The organism is Leifsonia psychrotolerans (genome assembly GCF_013410665.1).
Classification (GTDB): domain Bacteria; phylum Actinomycetota; class Actinomycetes; order Actinomycetales; family Microbacteriaceae; genus Cryobacterium; species Cryobacterium psychrotolerans_A.
In genome coordinates, this window is the sequence record NZ_JACCFM010000001.1 from 2837232 (window position 1) to 2861085 (window position 23854).

12 protein-coding genes are annotated in these 23854 nt (G+C 66.2%); 2 read left to right on the top strand and 10 right to left on the bottom strand.

Going from position 1 to position 23854, the window contains the following annotated elements; all coding sequences use genetic code 11:
* Positions 1-111: 111 nt before the first annotated feature.
* From HNR05_RS13055 to HNR05_RS13075, 5 genes are all read right to left on the bottom strand, one after another.
* Positions 112-1164 carry an NAD-dependent epimerase/dehydratase family protein gene (locus tag HNR05_RS13055; protein ID WP_179579541.1) on the bottom strand — a complete coding sequence of 351 codons (1053 nt, stop codon included), beginning with the start codon at positions 1162-1164 and terminating at the stop codon, positions 112-114.
* Entirely contained in the window at positions 1161-4118 is a 2958-nt protein-coding gene (locus tag HNR05_RS13060) for an alpha/beta fold hydrolase (RefSeq protein WP_343062691.1), read from the bottom strand. Before HNR05_RS13060 ends, HNR05_RS13055 begins: the two co-directional genes overlap by 4 nt.
* Entirely contained in the window at positions 4118-5140 is a 1023-nt protein-coding gene (locus tag HNR05_RS13065) for a 3-oxoacyl-ACP synthase III (RefSeq protein ID WP_179579542.1), read from the bottom strand. Before HNR05_RS13065 ends, HNR05_RS13060 begins: the two co-directional genes overlap by 1 nt.
* A 97-nt stretch (positions 5141-5237) precedes the next feature.
* Positions 5238-6287: a lipoate-protein ligase LplAB gene (gene lplAB, locus HNR05_RS13070; protein ID WP_179579543.1), complete on the bottom strand. Its 1050-nt coding sequence runs from the start codon at positions 6285-6287 to the stop codon at positions 5238-5240.
* Between the two features lie 167 nt (positions 6288-6454).
* A complete protein-coding gene (locus tag HNR05_RS13075; protein ID WP_179579544.1) occupies positions 6455-7366 on the bottom strand; it encodes an alpha/beta fold hydrolase in 912 nt (303 codons plus the stop codon).
* A 103-nt stretch (positions 7367-7469) separates the two neighbouring features.
* Here HNR05_RS13075 and HNR05_RS13080 point away from each other — a divergent pair, with 103 nt between their 5' ends.
* Positions 7470-7988: a MarR family winged helix-turn-helix transcriptional regulator gene (locus tag HNR05_RS13080; RefSeq protein WP_179579545.1), complete on the top strand. Its 519-nt coding sequence runs from the start codon at positions 7470-7472 to the stop codon at positions 7986-7988.
* Positions 7985-9442 carry an MFS transporter gene (locus tag HNR05_RS13085; protein ID WP_218868894.1) on the top strand — a complete coding sequence of 486 codons (1458 nt, stop codon included), beginning with the start codon at positions 7985-7987 and terminating at the stop codon, positions 9440-9442. The genes HNR05_RS13080 and HNR05_RS13085 overlap by 4 nt, the downstream gene beginning before the upstream one ends.
* Positions 9443-9701: 259 nt before the next feature.
* Here the strand turns inward: HNR05_RS13085 and HNR05_RS13090 are convergent, their stop codons facing one another.
* The 5 genes from HNR05_RS13090 to HNR05_RS13110 all read right to left on the bottom strand — a co-directional run bounded on the left by HNR05_RS13090 (position 9702) and on the right by HNR05_RS13110 (position 23732).
* Positions 9702-10691, bottom strand: a complete 990-nt coding sequence (locus HNR05_RS13090) for a hypothetical protein (protein ID WP_179579546.1) — start codon at positions 10689-10691, stop codon at positions 9702-9704.
* A 226-nt stretch (positions 10692-10917) separates the two neighbouring features.
* The gene (locus HNR05_RS13095; protein WP_179579547.1) at positions 10918-12384 is read right to left on the bottom strand and encodes a peptide MFS transporter; all 1467 of its coding nucleotides are present in this window, start codon (positions 12382-12384) and stop codon (positions 10918-10920) included.
* A 46-nt stretch (positions 12385-12430) separates the two neighbouring features.
* On the bottom strand, positions 12431-13447 hold the full coding sequence (locus HNR05_RS13100; protein WP_179579548.1) for a LacI family DNA-binding transcriptional regulator: 1017 nt from the start codon (positions 13445-13447) through the stop codon (positions 12431-12433).
* Between the two features lie 212 nt (positions 13448-13659).
* The gene (locus HNR05_RS13105) at positions 13660-16320 is read right to left on the bottom strand and encodes a putative Ig domain-containing protein (protein WP_179579549.1); all 2661 of its coding nucleotides are present in this window, start codon (positions 16318-16320) and stop codon (positions 13660-13662) included.
* Between the two features lie 194 nt (positions 16321-16514).
* Positions 16515-23732: a family 78 glycoside hydrolase catalytic domain gene (locus tag HNR05_RS13110; protein WP_179579550.1), complete on the bottom strand. Its 7218-nt coding sequence runs from the start codon at positions 23730-23732 to the stop codon at positions 16515-16517.
* Positions 23733-23854 lie beyond the last annotated feature (122 nt).

Here is a 23854-nt window from a genome sequence, read left to right on the forward strand (position 1 = left end):
GCGCGGGAAACGGAAAACGGCATCCGCTCTGCAGGATCCGACCGCCGGGTGGCACCGCCCGGGCGGCCGGGCGGGTCCGGCTGAGAAGTCGGGCCCGGCTCTGAAGTCAGGTCAGCGCGCGTACGAAGCGGCGAGCCGACGGAATCCCTCATCGAGAGAGACGGCGGGCACCCAGTGCAGGTCGGCGCGGGTTTGACGCTGATCGAACCAGTGCGCCGTCGACAACTGCTCGGCCAAAAATCTCGTCATGGGCGGTTCGTCGGAACCGGCACGGATGCGCCAGGCGGCTTCGATCACGGATCCGGCGGTCCGCGCCAACCCGGCCGACACCCGCCAGCCCGGGGCGCGCACGCCGGCTGCCGCACAGATTCCCGCCAGCAGCTCAGCCACCGGGCGCGGCTCGCCATTGGTGATCACGTAGGCCCGCCCGTGCACGTCGTCTGCCCGTTCGAGGGCCGCCACGATCCCGGATGCCGCGTTGTCGATGTAGGTCGTGTCGATCAGCGCGGCACCGTGGCCGAGCAGCGGAAGCCGGCCGGACCGTGCACGTTCGACCACTCGGGCGACCAATTGGGTGTCCCCCGGACCCCAGACCAGGTGCGGTCGCACGGCCACAACCTGCAGGCGGGGCGAATCAGCAGCCAGCGCGAGCAGTTCGGCGTGCGCTTTCGTGCGTGCGTAGTCGCCCCGAGCCCGAGCCGGGTCGGCGGGCATCGCGGGCTCCCCGCTGATGGACGCTCCGGAGTGCGCCACCGACGGCGAGGACACGTAGACGAGGCGGCGGGCGGCGGCATCCGTCGACGCTGTGCCGGGCCCGGTGCTCACCGCTTCGCGCGATGCTGTGCTCGCCGCTGTGCTCGTCACTGCCGGCGCCCCCTGCGTCAGCGCGGCGATCAGCGCGCGCGTTCCGCCGACGTTCACGGTGTCGAATTCGGCCGGGTCCCCAGCCAGCGAGACCTTCGCCGCGAGGTGGATGACGGCGTCCATCCCCTCGACGGCACGTTCCAGGGCCCCCGAGTCGGTCACCGAACCCAGCACATCACTGGCTCCGGGCACACCGGATGGCCGGCGCTGGAACGTCCGCACCTCGTGTCCGGCGGCCAGCGTTGCCGCAGCGACCGCCCGACCGAGCAGGCCGCTGGCCCCGGTGACGAGGACCTTCATGGCCGGGTCATCCGTTTGCCGGAGAGGATTCCGTCGGCCCACCGCGCGAGGCGGGACCGATCGATTTTCGAGTTGTGACGAATATCGGTGGGCAGCCTCGGCACCACCAGCACCGCCGCGACGGGCGTGCCCGCGCTGCCTCGAACGGCGGCGGCCAACCCGGGTGAGGCGAGGCCGACGCGGCGCGCGGAAGGTTCGGTTTCGACGATTGCGACCAGTTGCTGCACTCCGGCCGGACCCACCCCGACGGCGGCGGCACGCGCGACCCCCGGCAGGGATTCGATGCGCTGTTCGGGGCCGACCGGGGTCAGAACGCCGTCGGCCGTCGTGATGACATGCGGCAGACGCCCCTCCACCCAGAGCCGCCCAGTGGAGTCAAGGTGTCCAACGTCGCCGGTGCGATGCCAGCGGCCGTCACTCGAGGTTCCCCGAACGGATGCCCGATTGGTCAGCCACAGCCGATCGTAGTGGTCCCTGATGTGTGGGGCGGAGATGACGATCTCGCCGGTCACTCCCGGTAGCTCGCCGGGCTCCCCGGTCGCCGCGCCGTGCTCATCGAGCGCGCTGATCCGCACACGGGTTGTGGCAGCCGGCACGCCGACGCAGACGCCGCCCGGGCCGTCGCCTGCGGTCGTGCCGGCACTCACGCCAGTGCTGTCGCTGGTGCTGTGGCTGGTGCGCAGCTCTGCAGCAGTGCCGGAGGCGTCGGCCGTTCGCCCCGACGCCGAGCGGATCCCGTCGAGCGAGATATCCGTCAGAAGCAGGCCCTCGGTCATGCCGTAGGGCGTGTGCGCACTCGCACCCGGCATCAGCCGCGCCGCCGCGCTGAGGAGCCGTTCTGACACCGGAGCGCCGGCCGAGAGGAAGGTGCGCACTCCCTCGAGCGCGCGCCGATCGGATGCGGTGAGTGCGTCGGCCGTGGCCACAACATTCGTGATCGCGGCCGGCGAGAGAAAGACGACCGTCGCATCCACTGCGGCCACCGCAGCGGCGACGGCTGAAGCGGTGAGCGTCTTGGGGCTCGTCACGTTCATGTCGGGGGTGACCGAGCGGGCGCCGAGGGCCGGACCAAGCAGCGCGAACGGCGCGAAGCCCGCGACCAGTCCCGTTCCGACGCCGACGCCGTACTGGGCGGCGAGCGCATCCCGCACGGCCGACAGCTGCGCGTGGGTGTACACGACTCCCTTCGCCGGGCCGGTCGAGCCTGAGGTGAACAGGATCGCAGCGGTCTCGTCCGGCAACGGCGGCGCCGGCAGCATCGCTTCGCCGTCGGGGTTCTTGCTTGTCTTACGGCCGAGTGCGGCAAGATCCGCGAGCACATACGAGATGCCGAGTGCCCGGGCGACGGCCGAGGGAAGGCGAACGGTGGAAATCTTCTGCCCCGGCCAGCCGAGAGCGCGAGCCGCGACGAGTCCGGGGAGGGCCCCGATCACATGGTCGGGACGGGCGCCACGCACGGCCCGGGTCAGGCCGGTCAGGCCAAGGCCGGCGTCGGCAACGACGACGATCGCGCCGATCCGCACGCAGGCGTAGAGCACCGCTGTGAGGTCGGCGCCCGGCTGAACGAGCAGGGAAACCCTGTCGCCCTTCTTCACGCCGATGCGGGTGAGTCCGGCCGCGATCTCTCGCACCCGCGTGGAGAGGAGCCGCCAGCTGACCACCCGCGGGGCAGCACCCGCGGTGGGCACCATCTCGATCAAGGCCGTCTCGGTGCTGTGATTCAGCTCGTCGAGGTAGTGCCAGAGCGGGCGAAACTGGGTCTCGACAGGCTCGACCAACGGGTGCGCGGACGCGGACAGGACAGACTCGACAGCCGGATGCTGGGTCTCGACAGGCTCGACCAACGGGTGCGCGGACGCGGACAGGACAGACTCGACAGCCGGATGCTGGGTCTCGACAGGCTCGACCAACGGGTGCGCGGACGCGGACAGGACAGACTCGACAGCCGAGTGCCCACCTGCCGGACGGCGATCGCCCAGCCAGGCCCGCACTGCGGACGCGTAGTCCACATCTTCGGCGAGGAGATGCCCGGCACCTTCGAAGCGGTGCACGTCGGCGTGCGGCATCCGTTCGATGAGGTCATCGAGGTAGCGGTCGCTGAAAATAGGGTCGCGCGGGCCCCAGAGCAACAGCGCGGGAACGGCGATGTGGCGCAGGCCCGTGGCGATCCGGTCGAGTTCCGCGAAACTCTCGTGCCCGGCGTCGACGGGGATGTCGGCAACGAATCCCCCGATTCCGCCTCGACGAGCCGCAGTGCGATATGGAGCCCGATAACCGCGCTTGACCTCGGCAGGCAGCGACGGATGCGCCAGAGCAAGCGTCGTCTCCAGGAATGCCGGCGTACTCACGGTTGCAACGCCCAGCACACCCTGGCGCAAGGCCAGCCGCAACGGGGCAGGAATCGGGGTGCCCTCCGGCTGGTGGATGGCTGTGTTGAGCAGCATCACGCCGGCGAGCAACTCCGGGTGATCGACCGCCCAGCCCATCGATACGACGCCACCCCAATCGTGCCCGAGGGTGACGACGGGTCCATCGAGCCCGATGGCGGCGGTGAAATCGGCGAGATCGCGCACGCGCTGCTCGAGCGCGCGCGGCCGGCCGGTGCGCTCGGAGAAACCCATCTCCAACTGATCGACCGCGATCACGCGCCAGGCCTCACCCGGCTCAGTGGCGGCATCCGTTGACGCAGCCGAGACCAAGCGGCGCCACAGATACGACCAGGTGGGATTGCCATGCACGCAGAGCACGGTGCCGACCGGCTCGACACCGAGCCGGTCAAGCTCGGCCGCGTTGTCGAGCACGTGCCAGCGCCGGGTGAGACCGGTCGTCTGCCCCTTCGAATCGCGCTCGGGCACGTCGACCAAGCGCGAGAAGGCCGGGTCGAGGCCGGGAAGGGCGGTGGGCGGCAGCGAAGCGGGCGCGGGTGTGAACGCGGAGCGCGGCAGCGGGGAGATCACCAGGCGATTTCCAGCATCGCCGTATTGAGCCCGGATCCGACACCCATCAGGAGCACCCGATCACCCGCCCGAAGGGTGTCGGCTTCCGCGGCGAGCGTGATGGGAATCGATGCCGGACCGACGTTTCCGAATTTCGGGTAGGTGAGCGGCACCCGCGACCGGTCGATCCCGGTGGCCTTCACAATCGCATTGGTGTGCACATCCGAGACCTGGTGCAGGATGTAGCGGTGCATGCCGGACCAGTTCCAGTCGCGTTTCGCTTCGGTCCAGGCCGACACGACGAGCTCCATCCCGCCGGCGAGCAGCGCCTTGGCATCAGTGAACATGCCGTCGACACTGCCGACACAGAGGTCGTTGAACTGGGTGGCGGCGCGGCTGACACCGCCCAGCATCCGGTGACCTGACGGATGCGCATCCGCTCGCCCGAGCACGGCGGCGGCGGCACCGGAGCCGAGAGTCAGGCTCGCGAACTCGCTCATAAAGTCCTTGCGGCCGATCTCGACCGTGAGGAGGCGCTCGATCGTGTTGGTCTGAATGGTGTCGGCGTCTTCGCCATCGATGACGACCGCGTAGTCGATCTGTCCGGCGTCGATGAGCTGCCCCGCAAGCGTCATGCCGTTGACGAAACCGAGACAGGCGTTGGCGATGTCGAAGTTATTCGCCGACGAGGGCAGGCCGAGGCCATGGTGGATGCGCACGGCAACCGACGGCTCGAGGTGCTTACGCGTCACCGAGGTGTTGATCAGCAACCCCACCTGGCCGGGCTCGATCCCCGCGGCGTGGAGGGCGCGTTGGCCGGCGGACACCGCCGCGTCGTCAAACTTCTGGTTCTCATCCCAGTTGCGGCGCTCGTGCACACCGGCGACCCGCTGCAGAAGACCCTTCGGCAGGCGCAGCCGCTTGAGGGCGGGCGCCAAACGGAGATCGATCTCCGCAGATGTCGTGATTCGCGGCGCAATTGTGCTCGCAACCGACAGTAGGGCGACGTTCTGGTACCTCGTCGTGGCATTTCCGTTCAACGGAGCTCCCTGTCGAATTTTGCGGGACCGTGAAGTAGTCCCGCGGCAATTATCCTCCTCGCGAACCTGGGAGTTGCATGAGGGGTCTGTGGGCGAGTTACGGAACCCGTGTCAGCCACTCCTCCGTAGCGAACTTCTCGGTCACCAGGTGCTCGGCACGCTCATATTCCGCCGCGGTAATATCGCCGGGAACCGTGCGGTAGAGCTTCGCAAATGTCTGCTTCATGCGATCGATGATCTCGGCACGACTGAGTCCGGTCTGGCGGCGCAGCGGGTCGACCCGCTTGGCCGCACTCGCGATTCCCTTGTCACTCAGCTTCTCGCGCCCGATGCGCAACACCTGCGCCATGACGTCGCCGTCCATGTCGTAGCTCATGGTGACATGGTGCAACACGGCGCCACTGCCCAGACGCTTCTGCGCCGCGCCGCCGATTTTGCCCGTCGGGCTCGTGATGTCATTGAGCGGCTGATAGCTGGCATCGATGCCCAGTGATTTCAACGCCTCAAGCACCCACGAGTCAAGAAAGGCGTAGGAATCGGCGAAGCTCATACCCTGCACCAACTCGGCTGGCACGTACAGCGAGTAGGTGATGACGGCGCCCTTCTCCATCATCATGGCGCCGCCGCCCGAGATACGACGCACCACGTCGAATCCGTACTTCGCCGCCCCCTCAGGATCGACCTCGTTCTTCAGCGACTGGAAGCTGCCAATCACGACCGCCGATTCATCCCATTCCCAGATGCGCAGGGTGGGCTTGCGCCGGCCCTCGCCCACCTCGGCGGCGAGCACCTCGTCGAGGGCCAGGTGCATGCGCGGCGACACCGCCGGCGTGTGCACGATCTCCCACTCGTAGTCGCCCCAGCTCGTCGCCTTCGACAGCGCACGACGGATGGCCACGGCCACCGACTCGGGCGAGAAACCCAGCAAGACCGCGTTCTCGGGCAGCCCGTCGCGCACCGCGGCCGCAATGGTTGCGGCGTCGCTGTCGGCGGAGAGTCCGTTCACGGCCGCGTTGATGCGTTCGAGTGCTTCGTCTGGTTCCAGAAAGAAGTCGCCGGCCAGCCGAAAGCCCGTGATTGTCGCGTCGACGACCTCGAGATCGACCACGACGAGCTTGCCGCCCGGAACCTTGTATTCACCATGCATACCGTCAGCCTATGCCTCGCCCGCGCCTGCGTACCGAGACGGGCGGCATCCGGCGGCATCCGCTCGGTGCAGAATTCGCTGACTCTGCCCGATGCGGTCGAGTTACGCCCGCGTGCCCGGTGAACTCGACCGCAACGGGGTAACTCGACGGATGCCGCGGCCGGCTGTTAGACGCTGGCCGCACCCGGGTCGCTCGACGCACCCGGGTCGCTCGACGCACCCGGGTCGCTCGACGAGCGCACGGGCAGGTGCTCGTCGAGCCAGCTCACGAGGTCGGCGGTGACCTCGGCGCGATTCGTTTCGTTATAGATCTCGTGCCGGGCCCCCGGGTAGACGATCAGTGTCAGATCGCGCAGCCCCGAGCGTTCGGAGTACGCCTTCGCCAGCCGGAGTGCACTGCGCTCACCGCCGACCGTGTCGTCGCCGCCGACCTGGATCAGAAGCGGCAGTTCCTCCGGGAGATCGCGCGCGGGCCGGCCGAAGAGACGCACACCGTCGCGCAGGCCGAAGAGCTTCGCCAGCGGCGTCAGCGTGGTGAGGGGGTCGGCGACGAAGGCCGCCGCCACGGCCGGATCACGACTGAGCCATTCGGCGCCAGTCATGCCGAGGTGTTTGTGTTTGCGGTTGAGGTCCCCGCTGTCGAGGTACCCGGGCCAGCGATAGGCGGTGCCGCTCAGCACGACGGCGTCATACTCGGCCGCGTGCTCGTTGATGATCATCTGCACCATGAACGAGCCCCAGCTGTGTCCGAAGAGCACGAGTGGCAGGCCTGAATTCTCGGCACGGATGATGCCACTGAACTGGTGCACGGCGGCAACCGCGGCGCGCAGCCCGCCGGGGCCGAGCCGACCGAGCTTGCTCAGATCGCCGCCATGCTGGGTGACACCGGTCTGGCCATGACCGCGATGATCGTCGGCGTAGACCGAATATCCGGCCGCATTCAAGGCTGTTGCCAGTTCCCGATAACGCTGGGCGTGCTCGCCCACGCCGTGCGTGAGCTGCACGACCGCCCGCGGTTCGGCGACGGGCCAGACGTAATAGGTGATCGCGATCCCGTGGGCATCCGTGAAGGTAGGCATGGGGCTATTCTGCACCCGGCTCATTCCTCGAGCCGGGATGTCACGGGGCACGATGCGAGTACCGGAATTGCTTAGCAAAGCTAATTTGTTATGCTAACTAACCATGAGTGATTTCTTGACACGGACATCCGTCGCCCGCGCCGCCCCCGCCGCGTCGGCCGTCGAAAGCGCTCCCTCCGCGGCGAGCCCGACCCCTTCGCTCGACCGGGTGGCCGAGCTCAGTCACGACTTTCGCCTGGCCAACGGCCGCCTCGCCCGCCGCCTGCGCCAACAGCGCGGTGAGGATGAACTCACGCCGGGACAGTTTTCGGCCCTCTGCACGCTCGACGTTCATGGGCCGCTCACCCTCGGCGAGTTGAGCGAGCACGAGCGGGTCACTCCTCCTTCAATGAATCGCACGGTCAATGCGCTCGTGACGGCCGGGCTGGCCCGGCGCGAAGGATCGGCGGTTGACGGACGCAAGGTGCGCCTCACCCCGAGCGAGCAGGGCAGCGCGGTCGTCGAACAGACGCGCGAACGCCGAGATGCGTGGATCGCCCAGCGCGTGTTGAAACTCAGCCCCGAGCAGCGGCAGACGCTCGCTGCGGCGACCCTCATCATGAGGGAGATCGTCGACAGTTGAGTGCAATGTTCCGCTCGCTGAGCGGCGTCAATTACCGCATTTGGTTCGCCGGTGCCCTGGTGTCGAACATCGGCACCTGGATGCAACGCACCGCGCAGGACTGGATCGTGCTGACTCAGCTGACCAATCACAATGCCGCGGCGGTCGGTATCGTGATGGCCCTGCAGTTCGGCCCGCAACTTCTGCTCTTGCCCTGGTCGGGCCTGATTGCCGACCGGTTCGACCGACGCAAACTGCTCATCCTGACGCAGACCTCGATGGGTGCTCTCGCGCTCGGGCTCGGCCTGATCACCGTGCTCGGAGTCGTGGAACTCTGGCACGTCTACCTCTTCGCCTTCGCCCTCGGCGTGGTCTCGGCGATCGATGCACCCGCCCGGCAGGCCTTCGTTGGCGAACTGGTGAACGACGACAATATGTCGAACGCCGTCGCTCTCAACTCGGCATCCTTCAATGGCGCCCGGCTGATCGGCCCCGCCGTCGCCGGCGTGCTCACCGCAGCGGTCGGTGCCGGCTGGGTCTTCCTGATCAACGCGGTGACCTTCGCCTTCACCGTACTGGCCATGTTCCTGCTGCGGAAGTCACTGCTCCGCGTTCAACACTTGGCCCCCCGCGCACGCGGACAGCTTCTTGCGGGCTTCCGCTATGTAAGAGGCCGGCCCGACATTATCGTCGTGCTGATCGTGGTGTTCCTCGTGGGCACGTTCGGCTTCAATTTCGCCATCTTCACCTCGACGATGACGACCGTTGTCTTCGGGCTGGGCGCCAGTGAGTTCGGCCTGCTCAGCTCGATCATGGCGATCGGCTCGGTCGCTGGCGCGCTGCTCTCGGCGCAGCGACCGCACGCGCGCCTCCGACTCATTCTGATTGGCTCCGCCGCCTTCGGAATCACCTGTGGAATCGCCGCGTTCATGCCGAGCTACGGCCTCTTCGCCGCGGCGCTCATACTCGTGGGCTTCTCGTCGCTCACCCTGATGACCACCGCGAACGCCTACGTGCAGACCACGACCGAGCCAAGCATGCGCGGCCGCGTGATGGCGCTGTACATGGCGATCTTCGCCGGCGGAACTCCGCTCGGCGCGCCGCTAGTCGGCTGGGTCGCCGACGAATTCGGACCCCGCTGGGCGGTCGGCGTCGCCGCGGCCTCGGGCGTCCTGGCCGCCGCGGCCATCCTGATCTGGATGATCAAGTACCGTGGCCTGCGCCTGCGCTATCGGCCTCGGGTCGGCGTGCGTCTCGAGCTGCGGCACCTAGGCGACGGCCGCGCCCTCACCGGCACTCTCAGCATCGTCGCAACCAAAGAATTCATCCTGCCGACCGGCGCGGTGGCCACTATCGGAGAGACCGCCGTCGAAGGACCCGAGCGCCTGAAAACGGATGCCGACGCCATCGAGCGCGAGACCCGCGAGACAGCGACGGAGTCGATTGCCGTCGTCGAGGCGACGACCACGCGCTAATACCGTCCGCGGAGGCGCCGTGTGCGGGTCGCCGCGCAGGTTGTGGCGCAAGGCGCACGGTAGAACGTGCGCCCTGCGCCGCACGATGCGCTTCGCGAGCCGGGCAGTGCGGGTAGCACGCGCGCGGATGCGACGACGCACGATCGCGGACACGTCCGGGCGGCGCAGGTTATCGCACTTGGCGCAGGGTAGAACATGCGCCGGGCGCCAGAAGGTGCGCATCGCGCGTCGGTACGCACGGGCGCAGGGCCCGACGAGGCTACACTCGCGGCACCTCATGCTCGCTGAGAAAGTCGTAGAATCGACGCGGCGAGATTGCGGTGTCCCATTCCCAGCGCGTGAAGCTGTGCCAATGTCGGCGCAGAGCGCGCTCGCGGCGTTTCTCGGCAATCACGACCTCGCCCGGATCTCGGTCGCCGAGTATGGCCCCGCGCAGGTACTTGTGCAGACCGTCGAATTCACCAATCTTGCGGATTCGCCGCCATAAAAAGTCGACCCAATAGCTGCGTCCGTCGGTCCCGACAAAGTTCACTTGCAGCTCGGGCACCTCGAATCCCAGCTCATAGATACGCACTCGACTCAGTGACTCACCGGGCGTTTCCGCGAGTCCGCTGCTGAACGTGATCGCCTGTTCGGCCCGCCGCATTCCTGCGTAGGGGTGCACCCGCTCCAATTCGCTGAGAAGGTCATCCGTCGTAAGCGCCGGCGGCACCACGATTCGTGAGCGGCTCGCCTTCTCCACCCGCATCAATTCCTGGTGCAGCACGTGATCGATCATTGTCACTGCCACCAAGAAACTCTGGCTCGCCGCCACATCGACCAGTGTTCGTTGCACCGTCGTCACTGTGCGCCCTGCGATTTCCACGGTGTCGAGAACGCCCGCGCAGCGGTGACGCGTGGTGAACCGTGCCGTGTTTCCCGTCGAGTCCCCGGGCTGGGAGGTGTGCACTGAGTTCGGCCAGGCGCCGATTAAGGGAAGCCCGTGCAGCGCCGCAGCGGACAGGTGCGAATACACCTGGGATGTCTGCGCAAGATGCGCGGTCGCCAGCACGAGCATCCGGTAGCGCTGTTCGGCCTGCACAGTACGCCAGAGCGCTCCGTCGGCGTAGACTCCCCGGCGGATTCGGACCAATGTGCCCCGGGCAACGAGCTTCGCGACCACATGCGAGCTCAGCCCGGCCATTTGCAATTCGGCCGACGGGATCAGCCCTCCGAAACGAATGCCGATCGAATCAATAATTTCACTCATACTTCAGGCTGTGACCTCGCTGACCGGGCTTCGGCTCGCCGTCACGAATCCGTGCAGAAACTGGCGGCGGCTCATGCTGTGGAGAGACGTTCGCGCGCGGTGTGCCGTGCGCATCATGGCAGAACGCGTGCGCAACGCGCAGGGTACGGCGCTACGCGCACGGTCAACCATGCGCAATGCACCGAAACGTGCGCATCGCGCCGAAACTCGCGGCGCGGACGTCGGCTCAGCGCACCCCACTCATGAGCTTGACGATCGGGCGTGCTCCGATGGCCAGGGCGAGGCCAATCACGATCGCGATGCCACCGAGCACCCCGAAGTAAAGTCCTTCGGGAGCGGTGGTGTACCACTCGGCCAGAATTCCAGAGACGGCAGTGCCGAGCGAGACCGAGAGAAAGAACAGGGCCACCATCTGCGTGGTGAATGCCGCCGGGGCAAGCTTTGTCGTCACCGACAGGCCGACCGGCGAGAGCAGAAGCTCAGCGATCGTGAAGACGAAGAGGATTCCGACCAGTGCCAGGAGGGGGGTTGAGTTCGCGCCGCCGCCCACAAACGGCAGGAAGAGCAGAAAAGCGACACCCATGATCGCCGTGCCGGCCGCGAACTTGATGGGAGTTGACGGCTGCCGCGCGCCCCATTTGGTCCAGATGGCGGCAAAGACCCCCGAGAGAATGATGATGAAGATCGGGTTGATGGACTGCACCCACGAGACCGGCATGGTCCAGCCGAACAGGTTGCGGTCGAGACGTTCGTCGGAGTAAATCGTCACGACGGTGAACTGCTGCTGATAGAGCGACCAGAATGCCGCACTCGCGATGAAGAGCGGGATGAACGCGAAAATGCGCTTGCGTTCGATCCGAGTCACCAGCTTGCTGGAGAGCATCACGGTGAAGTAGGAGATCGTGGCGATGACCACGAGGACGATCACCACGAGAGCCAGGTTTTCGGCCCGAATCACACCGATCAGGACGAACACCACAATGATGACGACGCCGGCCAGACCGATCAACGCGTAGGGCAGGCGACGGGATGCTGGCAACGGATCCGGCGCCCGACGGGACGACTCGGGCAGGCGCTTGCGACCAAACGAGTACTGCAGAAGCCCGATGCCCATCCCGACCGCGGCGAGCCCAAATCCATAGTGGAAACCGAGCGTGGACTGCAGCAGCCCGGTGAGGATCGGGCCGAAGAAGGCGCCCAGATTGATGCCGAGGTAAAAGATGGAGAATCCGGCGTCGCGACGGGGATCTTCGGGTCGATAGAGGGATCCGACGACGGATGTGGCGTTGGCTTTGAGCCCCCCGCTGCCGACTGCGATGAGGAGGAGGCCCACGACGACGCCGGTGACATCCGGGATCAGAGCCAGAGAAATGTGACCGAGCATGATCACGATGGCGCTGAAGAACAGAGTGCGTTCGGAGCCGATCAGGCGATCAGCCACCCACGCACCGAGAATCGTTGACAGGTAAACCGCCCCGCCATAGGCCCCGACCACTCCGGCCGCTGTGACCTTGGGGATGCCCAGCCCGCCCTGCGTAGCGGAATAGTAGAGATAGATCAGCAGGATGCCCTGCATGCCGTAGAACGAAAAGCGCTCCCAGAGTTCGACGCCGAAGACGTTCGCGAGGGATCGCGGCTGGCCGAAGAAGCTGTGACTGTCGCGTTCCGCCTGGGATTGCTCCGTCGTACTCATGGATCGAGCCTACTCCGCGCCCGTTCTGAAGGACGAGTTCACACCGTCAGAAAATGCGGCCACCGGTCGACTCGCGCACGATCAGTTCCGGCTGAAAGCGCACGTGTTCGTGCACGTAATCGGGGCCACTTTCAGCTTCGCGCAGCAGCAGTTGCACGGCGGTGTAGCCGATCAACTCGCTCGGCTGGCGAATCGACGACAGCGGGACGACCGCGGCTTCGGCGAAGGCGATGTCGTCGTAGCCGATCAGGGCGATGTCGCGGGGAACCGCGGCGGTACTGTTCTTCATCAACGCCTGCAACAGGCCCATGGCCAGCAAGTCGTTGGCCGCGAAAATGGCATCGGGCCGATCAACCGCCGAGCGGCGTGAAATCTCTTCGCCGGCTTCCCTCCCGGCGCGCACCGTCAGTGAATCGGTTTCGACGACCTCGATCGAGGCGCCCTCTACTTCGGCGACGCCGCGTTGAGCACCGCCAAGGCGGTCGGTAACCTGGCGCAATGGCATCGGCCCGCCGACGAAGGCCAGACGCCGGCGCCCGGTCGACAGCAGGTGCTGAGCCGCGAGGTAGCCGCCGGCCTCATCATCGACCGACACCGAGGAGAATCCGGGGTGATCCACTGCGCGGTCGACCACGACCGCCGGAGTTCCACGTGCCTTGAGCTGCTCCAGACGCGGCATCGCGTCACCGAACGGAGCGATCAACACGCCATGAACACGCTGTTCCTCGAACAGGTCAAGATAGAGCGCTTCGCGCTCGGGCTTCTCATCGCTGTTGCCGACAAGAACCGTGAACCCCTCTTCCATCGCCCGGTTCTCGGCACCCTTGGCCAGTTCGGCGAAAAAGGGGTTGCCGGCGTCGAGCACGACGAGTCCCAGGCTCGTGCTGTGGCCGGCGCGTAGTTGGCGCGCGGCGTCATTGCGCACGAAGCCGAGCGATTTGATGGCATCCTGCACCCGCGCCACGGTGACCGCTGACACTTTGTCAGGGTGGTTCATCACGTTGGAGACGGTTCCGACGGATACTGCGGCAAGCGCAGCCACATCCCGAACGTTTACGGCCATGGCGCACCCTTTCGGTTGTGGCCGATTCGGTGGCCGGGTCAGTGAATGGAATCGGTTTGATTTTACGCAATAAAACGTGTCAATTCGTTCCGCCACCCTGACCCTGCCAAGGGGAATCCCGACAGAGCGGCACAGGGAACCACCCGCTCGGGGTACACACCCGAGCCCGCCCGCCACTGCTTCACCGTGGCGGGCGGGCTCAGCTGGTCTGACTACTCCCGGTTCAGCTGTCTGCGACGAAGACGCAGCACGATGACTCCGCACAGTGCCAGACCCGCTGCCAGCAGGCTGAGCGGCAGGAGCTCGGAGCCCGTGCTGGCCAGAGGTGGCTGCCTGCCGTCTGTCGGCGCACCCGGGGCGGCCGAGGACGTCGGCGTCGCGGTCGGCGTCACGGTCGGCGTCGGCGTCGGAGTCGGGGTCGGAGTCGGGGTCGGAGTCGGGGTCGGGGTCGGGGTCGGAGTCGGCTTTGCGGCAACCGCGATCGTGTACGCGGCAGTCGCCGGTGCCCCGACACCATTACTGGCACTGATCGTGAACGTCGCAGAACCCGCCAGCGTCGGCACACCCGACACCACACCCGTCTGCGCATCCAGACTCAACCCAGCCGGCAGCGATCCCTCACTGACCGAGAACGTCGGCACCGGGTTACCCGACGCAACCACCGTGAACGAATACGCCGAACCCACCGTCGCGGCACTCGGAGCACCCGACGTGATCTCCGGCGCAACAGAAGCCGCCGCCACGACCATCGTGTACGCGGCAGTCGCCGGCGCCCCGACACCATTACTGGCACTGATCGTGAACGTCGCAGAACCCGCCAGCGTCGGCACACCCGACACCACACCCGTCTGCGCATCCAGACTCAACCCAGCCGGCAGCGATCCCTCACTGACCGAGAACGTCGGCGCCGGGTTACCCGACGCAACCACCGTGAACGAATACGCCGAACCCACCATCGCGGCACTCGGAGCACCCGACGTGATCTCCGGGAAAGCGTTCCAGATGACGTCGTCAATCTGGAAGTGTGGCGACCAGTTTCCCGTCGCACCGAGCACACGGAATCCGATTTCAATGCGACTCACCGCACTGCGCGCAGCCCATTCGGATACATCGAGTGTGATGGTGTTCCAGCTATCTGGGGTCATCGGGAACGTCTGGGTGCGAACATCCCCACCCGCACCGGTCAGAGTGACGACGGCCTCGTAGCCGGTTGCGCCGGGGAATGCCCCGTGCGAATCGATGTGGGCCACCAGCTCCGTCTGAGCGCTGGCATCCAGCGGCACCGGTGGCGCGACGAACACCGTTCTCATCACGTTCGCGGGAACGTTGAGCGACCGGGCATCCATGACGCGCTGCCCGGCAAAGGGCGCTTTCGGTCCGTTGGCGAACGTGCTGACCCAGTTCACCGCGCCGACATTCGAGCCCGCCCGCCAGCCCTGGTAGCCGCGCTCGAAGTCGTACGTCGAGAAGGTCTTCAGCACCGGCAGCGGGGAACCATCCGGCAGACCGGATGCGGCGAGGAGGGGCAGCGGGATGCTGTTCGCGATCGCCTGTTGACCCGCCACATTTGCGTGGGTTCCATCGCCCGTGTCGAACGGAGCGTAAATGGTGTTCGAATTCACGGGGTCCTTGAGCACCGCGTCGAAGTCGAGAATCGCGTCGCAGGTTCCGCTGCAGTTACCGCCGGCCGTGACGAAACTGTTGACGGCGCTTCGCACGGCGTTCTGCGGTTGGGTGTACGACGGACGCGGGGTGATCGGCGTGACGTAGATCTTGATACCGGCGGCCCTCAGACGTTGGAAGACGTTCGTGTAGCTGTCGATAATGGTTGTCGCTGAGCAGTTGGCCGGCAGGTCGTTCGTTCCGTAGTAGTAGATCACCCCGGTCACGCCGTGGAGTGCGAGAACGTCGCGATTCAAACGGTCGACGCCGTTGTTGCCGCCACCCCCGCAAGCCGGCGAGGCGGTCGTGCCGCCGATTCCGGCATTGGCGAGCGCGATCTGCGCGTCGCTGGGAAGTTCGCTGTTGATCCGGCGTGCCAGATCATCCGCCCACCGCCGGTTCGTGCCGGTTGCGGTGCAGCCCGGCCCGCAATTCTGGCTGCCTTCGCCGTCGACGACCGAACTGCCGTAGGCGACGATGGTGCCGTTCAGTTCACTGTTGTGCACGTCGACAGCGCTGACCAGGTAGGTCCAGGTCAACGACTCGGTGAACGCCGCGGCGGAGGTGTCCGTGACCTTGTTGCCGGATCCAGCCGGTGAGGTGTAGTTGGTGCGGAACGGGTAGCTGTGCAGGCTTGGAACGGTCGGGACCTGAACGAACATGCTCACCGCAATGTCATCCTGCGCCTTCGTCACAAGGGCAACGGCGTCGCTCCAGACCTCTCCGCCTTTCGGAATCGTCACGCTGGGCTGTCCGGCGAACGCCAGCGTGCGGGTGGTTCCGTCGACCGTCGCAGCGCCCGTCGATGAAATCGCAACCGCGGATGCGTTGACCGTGATGGGACCGGTTCCGTACTGATTTTGCAGGCGTACTCGAAGCTCGTCACCGCCCTGACTCAAATGAGTAATCATGCGAAGGGTCTGATTGGTGAAGGTGAGGCCCGCGACCCGGTCCTGCGATTGGGCCCAGGAGGTCAGCCAGGCATCGGGCGCCGCGGCGATCCCGGCCGCTGCGCTGGACTGGACCGTCGCCACGGCGGAGGCAGAGGCTGCGGAGGCAGAGGCTGCGGAGGCGGCAGCTGAGGCAGCAGCGGAGGCAGCAGAAGCCGCGGGGGCGGCTGCGCTGCCGAGCGCGAAAAGCCCGCCCACGAGTGCCAGCGCAAGTGTTGTGGCGGATAACTGCCTCGAGATGGAGCGAAGTGTGTCGGGCATTGCATTCCTATCGTCAGTGATGGAGTGAACGACTCGTCGTTTTGTGAATGGGGTACTTCTGCGGGGTTGAGTTCCCGGGTTTGCTGTCGTCGAATGACGCGCCGCGGCATCGGGTGAGGGGCCCGGACGCCCACCACCGGGCGGGATCCGCAGGGATCCTGCCCGGTGGTGGTCCACAGTGCGAGTCGAGCGCCCTACCTCTCGCGCGCCCGACGACGGCGGATGAGCACGAGTCCCACTCCCGCGAGCAGCAGAAGTCCCGAGATCAGCGTGAACGGCAGCATGTCGACACCGGTCGACGCGATGACGTCGGTGGGGATCGTCACTGTCGTGTCGGGGTCCGTTCCGGGGTTCGTACCCGGGTTGGTGCCCGGGTCCGTGCCGGTGGTGACAACGACCAGCACCAGGCTGTGCTGTCCACCCGGGAAGTCGGCCGGAACCGTTCCCAGTGCGCTGATCACGCCACGTGCATCCGCGATGACCGTTCCGAGAACGGTCGGAGTCGAGTGCAGTTCGACTCGAACAGTCGCTCCCGGAGTGAACCCACTCGACTCGACGAGCACACGTGATCCCGCAGTGATGTCGAGTGTCGTCGGGGCGTCGGTGCGGGACAGCTGCAACGCCTCACCCACATTGCCCGCACGGTCGACCGCGCGCACCTGCAGGGTGCTCGGCGTGGCCGTCTCCGCAATCAACTGAGTCAAACCGCTCACCCAGGTGCTTCCGTCGACTGCATACTCGAGATGGTCAACACCCGAGCCCGCATCCGCGCCCACCGCGCTCACTCGCCCGGTTGTCGAGATCCAGCCCCAGACGGTGGGCTCCGTCGCATCGACCGTGACGGTCGTTGAGCGGGGCGCACTGACGTTGCCCTCGTTATCGGTGGCCCGGTAGGCGAACACGGTCGTTCCCTCCGGCAGTGTGACCGGAGCGGTGTAGGTCGTCCAGGCGCCATCGTTCAGGCTGTACTCAATCGAGTCGACACCGCTCTGGTCGTCGGTCGCGGTCAGAGTGGCCGCCGCACCCGCGACATGCCACCCGTTGTTCCCCGCACCCGAGAGCGCGACGTCAACGGTCGGCGCCGTCAGATCAGGAATGATGATCGTGCCGGTGATCGACTGCGCCGCCTCAGTGTTGCCCGCGACATCGACCGAGGCGTACTCGACGGTGAACGCACCAGCGGTGGTGATCGTGACGGCGTCACCCGTCGTCCACTCGCCGCCATTCACACGGTAACGCGTGTGGGCAACACCCGAGGTGGCATCGGCTGCGCTGAAGCGAATCGTTCCACTCGTGAAGGCCGATTGCCCCACAAACTCCGCACCAGGCGTAGCCGTTGTCACCGGCGCGACGGTGTCGATCTTCACAGCCAGGTGCTGGATGCCGCTGGCATTGCCCGCACCATCCGTCGCCCGGTAAGACAGGGCGTGTTCGCCGTCAGCGCCGAGTGAGAGCGCAGCCGAGTAGTTCGTCATCGCCCCCGACCCGAGTGCGTATTCGATCACGGGAGCACCGGGACGGTCATCCTGTGCCTGCAGGGTGACGCCAACCGGCGCCTGCGTGTACCACCCAGTCGCCCGGTTCGGAGCCGACGGGTCCGTCGTCGCGGTCACCTGCGGGGCAACCGTGTCGGCAGCCACCGGCAGCGTCCAGACGTCGGCGATCGACGGGTCGTAGAACCCGTGGTCGGTCAGGTTCTGGAACCTGATCCGCACGGTGCCGGAGGTAGCCCGGGCCGCATCGACGACGAACTCGTAGGTTTCAGTGCCCAATCCGCCGGTGTGGCTGAACAGGCGTTCGATGACCTCAGTGCCATCCACGAAGACCTTGTACTTCTTGGTCTGCGGTTTGTCATAGGTCTCAATCGCCCGAATCAGGAATGGCTTGCCCGCCACGACCGTCGCGTTGAACTCGAAGAACGAGTTGTCGGTGAGGTGCCCGGCGTAGCGGCGAGTGAGCCCCGCCTCGGTGTTGATTCCCGACGACGGCGAGGCCGTCAGCCCATGCGCATCTTCGTCTGGCTTGTTGCCCAGATCAACGTGGTCGTAGCCGACCGGCGGCGTCGTGACGGGAGCGAGCACCACGGTCAGTGCGGCCGTCGTCTGCGCGAACGTGACACCGTCATAGACGAAGCGTGCAGTGACGGATGCCGTAAGCGCTGCCCGATCGGCACCATTCGGCACGAACACGGGCACCGTCAGAGCGACATCCTCTCCGGCCGGAATCAGCACATCGCCTGTGGGCAACGGCGTCGTCCAGCCGGCCGGCACCGCAACCTCGAGGTGGCCGACCGCGGCCTGCGAGCCGGTGTTGCTCACCGTCACGGTGAGCTGGCTCGACTGCCCGGGTGCCACGCTCGACGGATCGAAGACGGCATTCGTGAGGGTGAGCGCCGAGTCAACCACGAGCGCCAGTGAGCGTCGGAGCTCGATGGTCTGCCCGTCGAACAGGTAGCCGAAGGCGATGGTCGCCGGCACTTCTCCCGGAACCTGATCGAGCGGAACCGTAAAGCGAAGCGCCGCAGACTCTGTGGCCCCGCCGGCCAGGGTGCCGGCGAGCGGAACCGGGGTCTCGGAGGCAGCCCAGTCCGCTTCGACACCGTCGATGCGTGCGGTGACCGTTGCGATGGCGCTGTTTCCGCCGTTGGCGACGGATGCCGTCACGGCTCCCGTCTCCCCCGGCTTGGAGGCCGGGCTCTCCAACGCCGCGGAGGCGCTCACGCCGAGGAGCGTTGACACGGTTGCCCCCGCGACCACGCGAGTGGACTCTGCCGCCTCCTCGAGCGCCGTGCGCGGTGCATCGTTGAGCGATTCTGTCGCGATCCAGGTGTCAACCGCGTCGAGCGCACCGATCGCCTGAGCGAGCGAGCGAGCGACCGCGGTGGCGTCGTTCCCCGAGAGCTGGGTCAGTGCATCCAGAGCGTGTGCACGTGACGCGTCGACCAGGCCGGCGAGCGTCGACGCCTGAGCGTTGTTCAACTCTCCTGCGCTGTGCTGCCCGTCGATCTGCGCGGTCAGCGCGTCAAGGCTTTGCAGCACGGCGCCTACGGCACCGGCATCTGCGTTGACGGTGAATGCGTAGTCCCCCGAGCCGATCGTGACACGCACCGTGTCGCCAACCTGGGCGACGGCGCGCACCCCGGCAACCTCAGACAGGGCCAGGCCCCCTTCGGTGACCGCCCAGGTGTTGACGGCCGGCAACGTCACGGTTGCGGTTGAACCCACGGGAACGTGTGTCTTCAGGCTGAGAGAGCCTGCGGACTTCGCCCAGTCGACGCTCACGGGGCCGAACGGCGTCTTGGTTGTCGCCTTCGCCCACTCGAGCTGGTCGGTGACCTGCGGCGCGATACTGATGTCCCGATATCCGGTCGTCTCCGAGCTCCGGATGCCGGCGACGTCATGGTAGAACCAGTCGTCAACGGTGCCGAGAAAGTAGTGACCGAGTGAACGCGATTCGAGCGACCAGTGCTCCCACATCGAGGTGGCACCGTTTTCGATCATGTACCCCCAGCTCGGGTATTCCTTCTGCACGGCAACCCGGTAGGCGAGGTCCGCGTAGCCGTATTTGGTGAGCATCGGCAACAGGTACTTGGTGCCCAGGGTTCCGGTGTTCAGCTTGTCGCCCTTGGCCACCACATCGGCGGCCAGGCTTGCGGCGACCCGCGTCGCCGTCGCCTCGTCGGGGGTCATCCCGAAGGCAAGGGCGAGCACGTTGTGGGTCTGGCGATAGCCCCGGTCACCGCTTCCGCGGTAGGAGCCGCTCGCCGTGTCGAGGAAGGTCGCGTTGAAGGCATCCTTCACCGTTGCGGCTTGACCGGCGAAGTGTGCAGCGTCAGCCGGCTTGCCGAGCAGTGTCGCGGTCTTCTCCATGGTGGTCAACATCGTGTAGAGGAACGCCGTCGCGCTGACGTGCACGTCTTCTGGTGCGTTGCCACCGGCCGGGCTGGCCTCGGGGCTCACCCAGTCACCCAGTCGGGCATCGGCGATGCCGCCCGGCGAGCGCGTGAACTCGGCGTCGGTGTATTGCTTCATTCCGTCGTAGTACTGCTGCAAGACACGGATGTCCCCGCCGTACTGGTAGAGCGCCCACGGCACCTGAATATAGGCGGCGTGCCACGACGGGTTCTTGCCCCAGTCGCCCCAGTTCGCCGAGCTCGGTGCGATCACATAGGGCGCCCCGGTCACCGGGTCGCGGCTGTCATTGATGTCACCGATCCACTTCGCGAACAGGTTCTGTGAGTCGAGGTTCATCAGGAACATCTCAGCCCCGACCGCGGCGTCACCGGTCCAGCCGTTCTTCTCGAACATGGGGGTGTCGGTGGGGATGCCGTGAAGGTTGTTCAACAGAGTGTCGACCACGGCACGGTGTGTGGCGTTCATCGTGCTGTTCGCGCTCTCGAACGATCCGGTCTCCTCGGTGTCGGTGTGCAGTGCCTGCGCGGTGAAGTTTGCCGCGGTCGGCGTGCTTCCCTCCGGCCAGCCGCTCACCTCGATGTATTGGAAGCCCTTGTACGAGAACTGGGCAGCCCAGGTTTCAGCCGCGCCCGTGCCGGCCAGGATGAACCGGTCGGTCTGGAACCCGTTTTGGAAGCCACCGTTGTTGTCGGCGTTCAGTCGACCGTTGGTGCGGAGCTTTTCGGCGTACTGGAACCGAATCGTCGTTCCCGCGTCACCGGTCGCGGTGATCTTGACGTTTCCGGCGAGCATGCGCGGGAACTTCACGACGTAGGTACCGGGGATCACCTCGGTGACCGAGCTGGCGGGCAGCTCTTCGGTGATCCGGATGGGCTGCTGGCTCTGGTTGACCAGTACCCCCTTCGGGCCGGCGACGACCACTGCCTTGTCCCAGGCCGAGTCGGCGAAACCGACGGTGTCGAAGCCGGGCTGTTCGCGGGATGCGTCGTACGTTTCGCCGCCGTACAGGTCGTCGAGCACCGTCGGCCCATCGTGCAACGTCCAGCTTCCATCGGTGACGACATCCTGTGTCGTTCCGTCGGCGTACTCGATGCGAAGCACCGCCTTGGCGACCGGCTCATCGTGCCAGGGAGCCTTCTGCCAGTTCCAGACATTTCCATTGGTCAGACCATAGAATCCGCGGCCGAGCTCGATGCCGAGTGCGTTGCCGCCCTGCTTGAGCTGACTGGTGAGATCGGTCACGGTGTACTGCGCGTGATCGTCATAGTCGGTGAAGCCGGGTGAGAGAAGTTCGTCGTTGATCGGCGTTCCGTTGAGGCTTACGTTGGCGTAGCCGCCGGCCGCCACATAGATCTTGGCGGCCGTGATCGGCGACGTGACGGTGAACTCCTTGCGCATCAACGGAGCAGCAGCAGGGGTTGGTGTGGGCAAACGCACGCCGCTGCCCCACGGACCCGAGCCGTAGCGTGCCTGCACGGCCGCCGCCGCCCAGGCGGAATCGTTGAAGCCAGGCTTTTCGAAGCCGTCGGCGATGGTTTTGGATGCCTTCCAACTCGCATCGGTCGTGAACACCGCGCTCGAAAGGTCGTCATAACTGACCCGACCCACCATCAGCAGCCCGGCGGCGGAACCGGCACCGTTGGTCGTGCGCACGGCGATGACGTTCGTCGCGCCGTCCAGGTCGACGACGTAGCGCTTGGAGGTCTGCCATTCGTTGTTGGCCCCCTCGGTACGGGCGATCTGACGCCCGTTGACAAAGAGCCGGTAGGAGTCATCGGCGGTGATGAGGATCTCGGCCTTCTTCGCCAGCTTGCCGGCGGGCGAGGTGAGTGTCTTGCGGAACGCGCGGTCTTCACCGGGGGCGACCGGGGCACCGGGCTCGGGGGTCCAAATCCAGTCGGAGTTCGCGAAGGTGAGCACGTCGGCACCCACCGACAGGGTGGGAATGGTGACCTGCGCGCCGTAAATTCCGTTGCGGTAAAGCAGGTTTGACTGCGCGTTCTTCCAGGCGGGGCTGGAATCATCGAATCCGGCGGTGTTCCATCCGGCCGGAGCCTGATCCTCCGCCGTAACCAAGGACTTGAAGCCGCTGTTGGTGATGATCTGCTCGCTCGTGCCGTCGGTGTATCCGACGCGCACGGTGGCGAGCACTCCACCGTTCTGGCTGTTGCCCGGTGTCTTCAGCACGAGGCCGAGCACGTTTTCGCCGGCGACGGCCGTGACGTTCGCGACGCGGGCGGTCTGCCACTCGTTGTTCAGCCCACTGTTGAACGCGACCTTTGTGCCGTTCCAATAGGCCGAGAAGATCTGGTCACCGGTGGCCGCAAGCTGCGCCCAGGCGATTTCCTTCGTGCCCGAGACGGTGAGTGATTTGCGCATGACGGCCGACGGAATGGGGTTTGAACTGCTCGGTGTTCCGATCGGCGGGATGATCCAGGATGCGGTGTCAAAGCTCAGTCGCGTGTCGGGTGCTGCTGCGGGCGGCACCGTGACCTGGGGGCCCCAGGGGCCGCCCCCGTAGGTGGCGCGGGCGGAGGCCGGAACCCAGCCGGTGGTGTCGTAGCCGTTGGACTGCCAGCCGGTGGTGGCCGTCTTGTTGCTCAACCAGGTTGCGTCGGTGACGACATCCTGCGTCGTGCCATCGGTGAAACGCACCGTGAGCTTGCCGACGACGGCGCCGTACGCCTTCGCGGTGTTGGTCAGGTAGACGGCCAGAAGGTTTGCGCCGGGGTTCGGGAAGACCTGAACCCGTGTCGCCTTCTTCCAAGCGTCATCGGCAGATGCCCCCGTGGCGATCTGCTTTCCATTCAGGTTGGCGGTGAAGCCGCGGTCTCCGGCCATGACCAGTTCGGCTCGCTCAATAGTTTTGTTCGTCGGAAGCGTGAAGCTCTGATGGAAGTACCCGGGAGGAGTGTTTCCGCTGGCATAAGGCGGGTGAATCCAGGAGGCGCCGTCGAGGCTCATCGCCAGACCCTCTGCGCTTTGCTGCACTCTGTCGCGCCCGATCCAGGCGCTGCTTCCCCAATCGGCGCCCGTGAGCAGGCCCGTTGCGAACGTCGAGGACCCGGATGCCGCGCCCGCGGTGGTCTGCACATCAACTGACCAGTAGTACGTTGTCGCAGCGTCGAGGAGAGCCCCGCCATATTCGATGCCGGCCGACTCGGCCGAGGCAACGGAACCGCTGTCCCACACAGCGCCGGTGGCGAGCTCGGCGGGAGTGCTCGCCACACGCACTCGATAGGACTCCTGCTGCACATCGCGTTTGGTCGATGACGTCACCCACGAGAACCGGGGCTTCGCGCTGTCGATGCCGAGTGGTTCCACGCGATTCTCGACCCTGAGGTCGCCGAGGCTGATGCCCGTCGATGGATCGGCGGCAGCCGCCGGCAGGGTGCCGAGCGCGGCGCCGCTGACGACGAGGCCGACTCCGAGGGTCAGGGCGACGACAGAGTTCAGTCGTGATCGCCACGATCTACGCGAAGAGGAGGGGTCTGACACGTGGTTTCCAATCGGAGGTGAGGGTGCAAGGCGGGGGCGTTGTTCGAGAAGGTAGAGATAGTGACGTGAAGAGGGGGGTGCGACTCCCGGCCGACCGAAAAATGTCAGTCCGGGAGTCGCGC

Bases quoted from the DNA above. Each gene is read 5' to 3' on its own strand.
- HNR05_RS13080 (WP_179579545.1), top strand. From the start codon at position 7,470: ATGAGTGATTTCTTGACACGGACATCCGTCGCCCGCGCCGCCCCCGCC.
- HNR05_RS13055 (WP_179579541.1), bottom strand. From the start codon at position 1,164: ATGAAGGTCCTCGTCACCGGGGCCAGCGGCCTGCTCGGTCGGGCGGTC.
- HNR05_RS13100 (WP_179579548.1), bottom strand. From the start codon at position 13,447: ATGGCCGTAAACGTTCGGGATGTGGCTGCGCTTGCCGCAGTATCCGTC.
- lplAB (WP_179579543.1), bottom strand. From the start codon at position 6,287: ATGCATGGTGAATACAAGGTTCCGGGCGGCAAGCTCGTCGTGGTCGAT.
- HNR05_RS13075 (WP_179579544.1), bottom strand. From the start codon at position 7,366: ATGCCTACCTTCACGGATGCCCACGGGATCGCGATCACCTATTACGTC.
- HNR05_RS13090 (WP_179579546.1), bottom strand. From the start codon at position 10,691: ATGAGTGAAATTATTGATTCGATCGGCATTCGTTTCGGAGGGCTGATC.
- HNR05_RS13105 (WP_179579549.1), bottom strand. From the start codon at position 16,320: ATGCCCGACACACTTCGCTCCATCTCGAGGCAGTTATCCGCCACAACA.
- HNR05_RS13095 (WP_179579547.1), bottom strand. From the start codon at position 12,384: ATGAGTACGACGGAGCAATCCCAGGCGGAACGCGACAGTCACAGCTTC.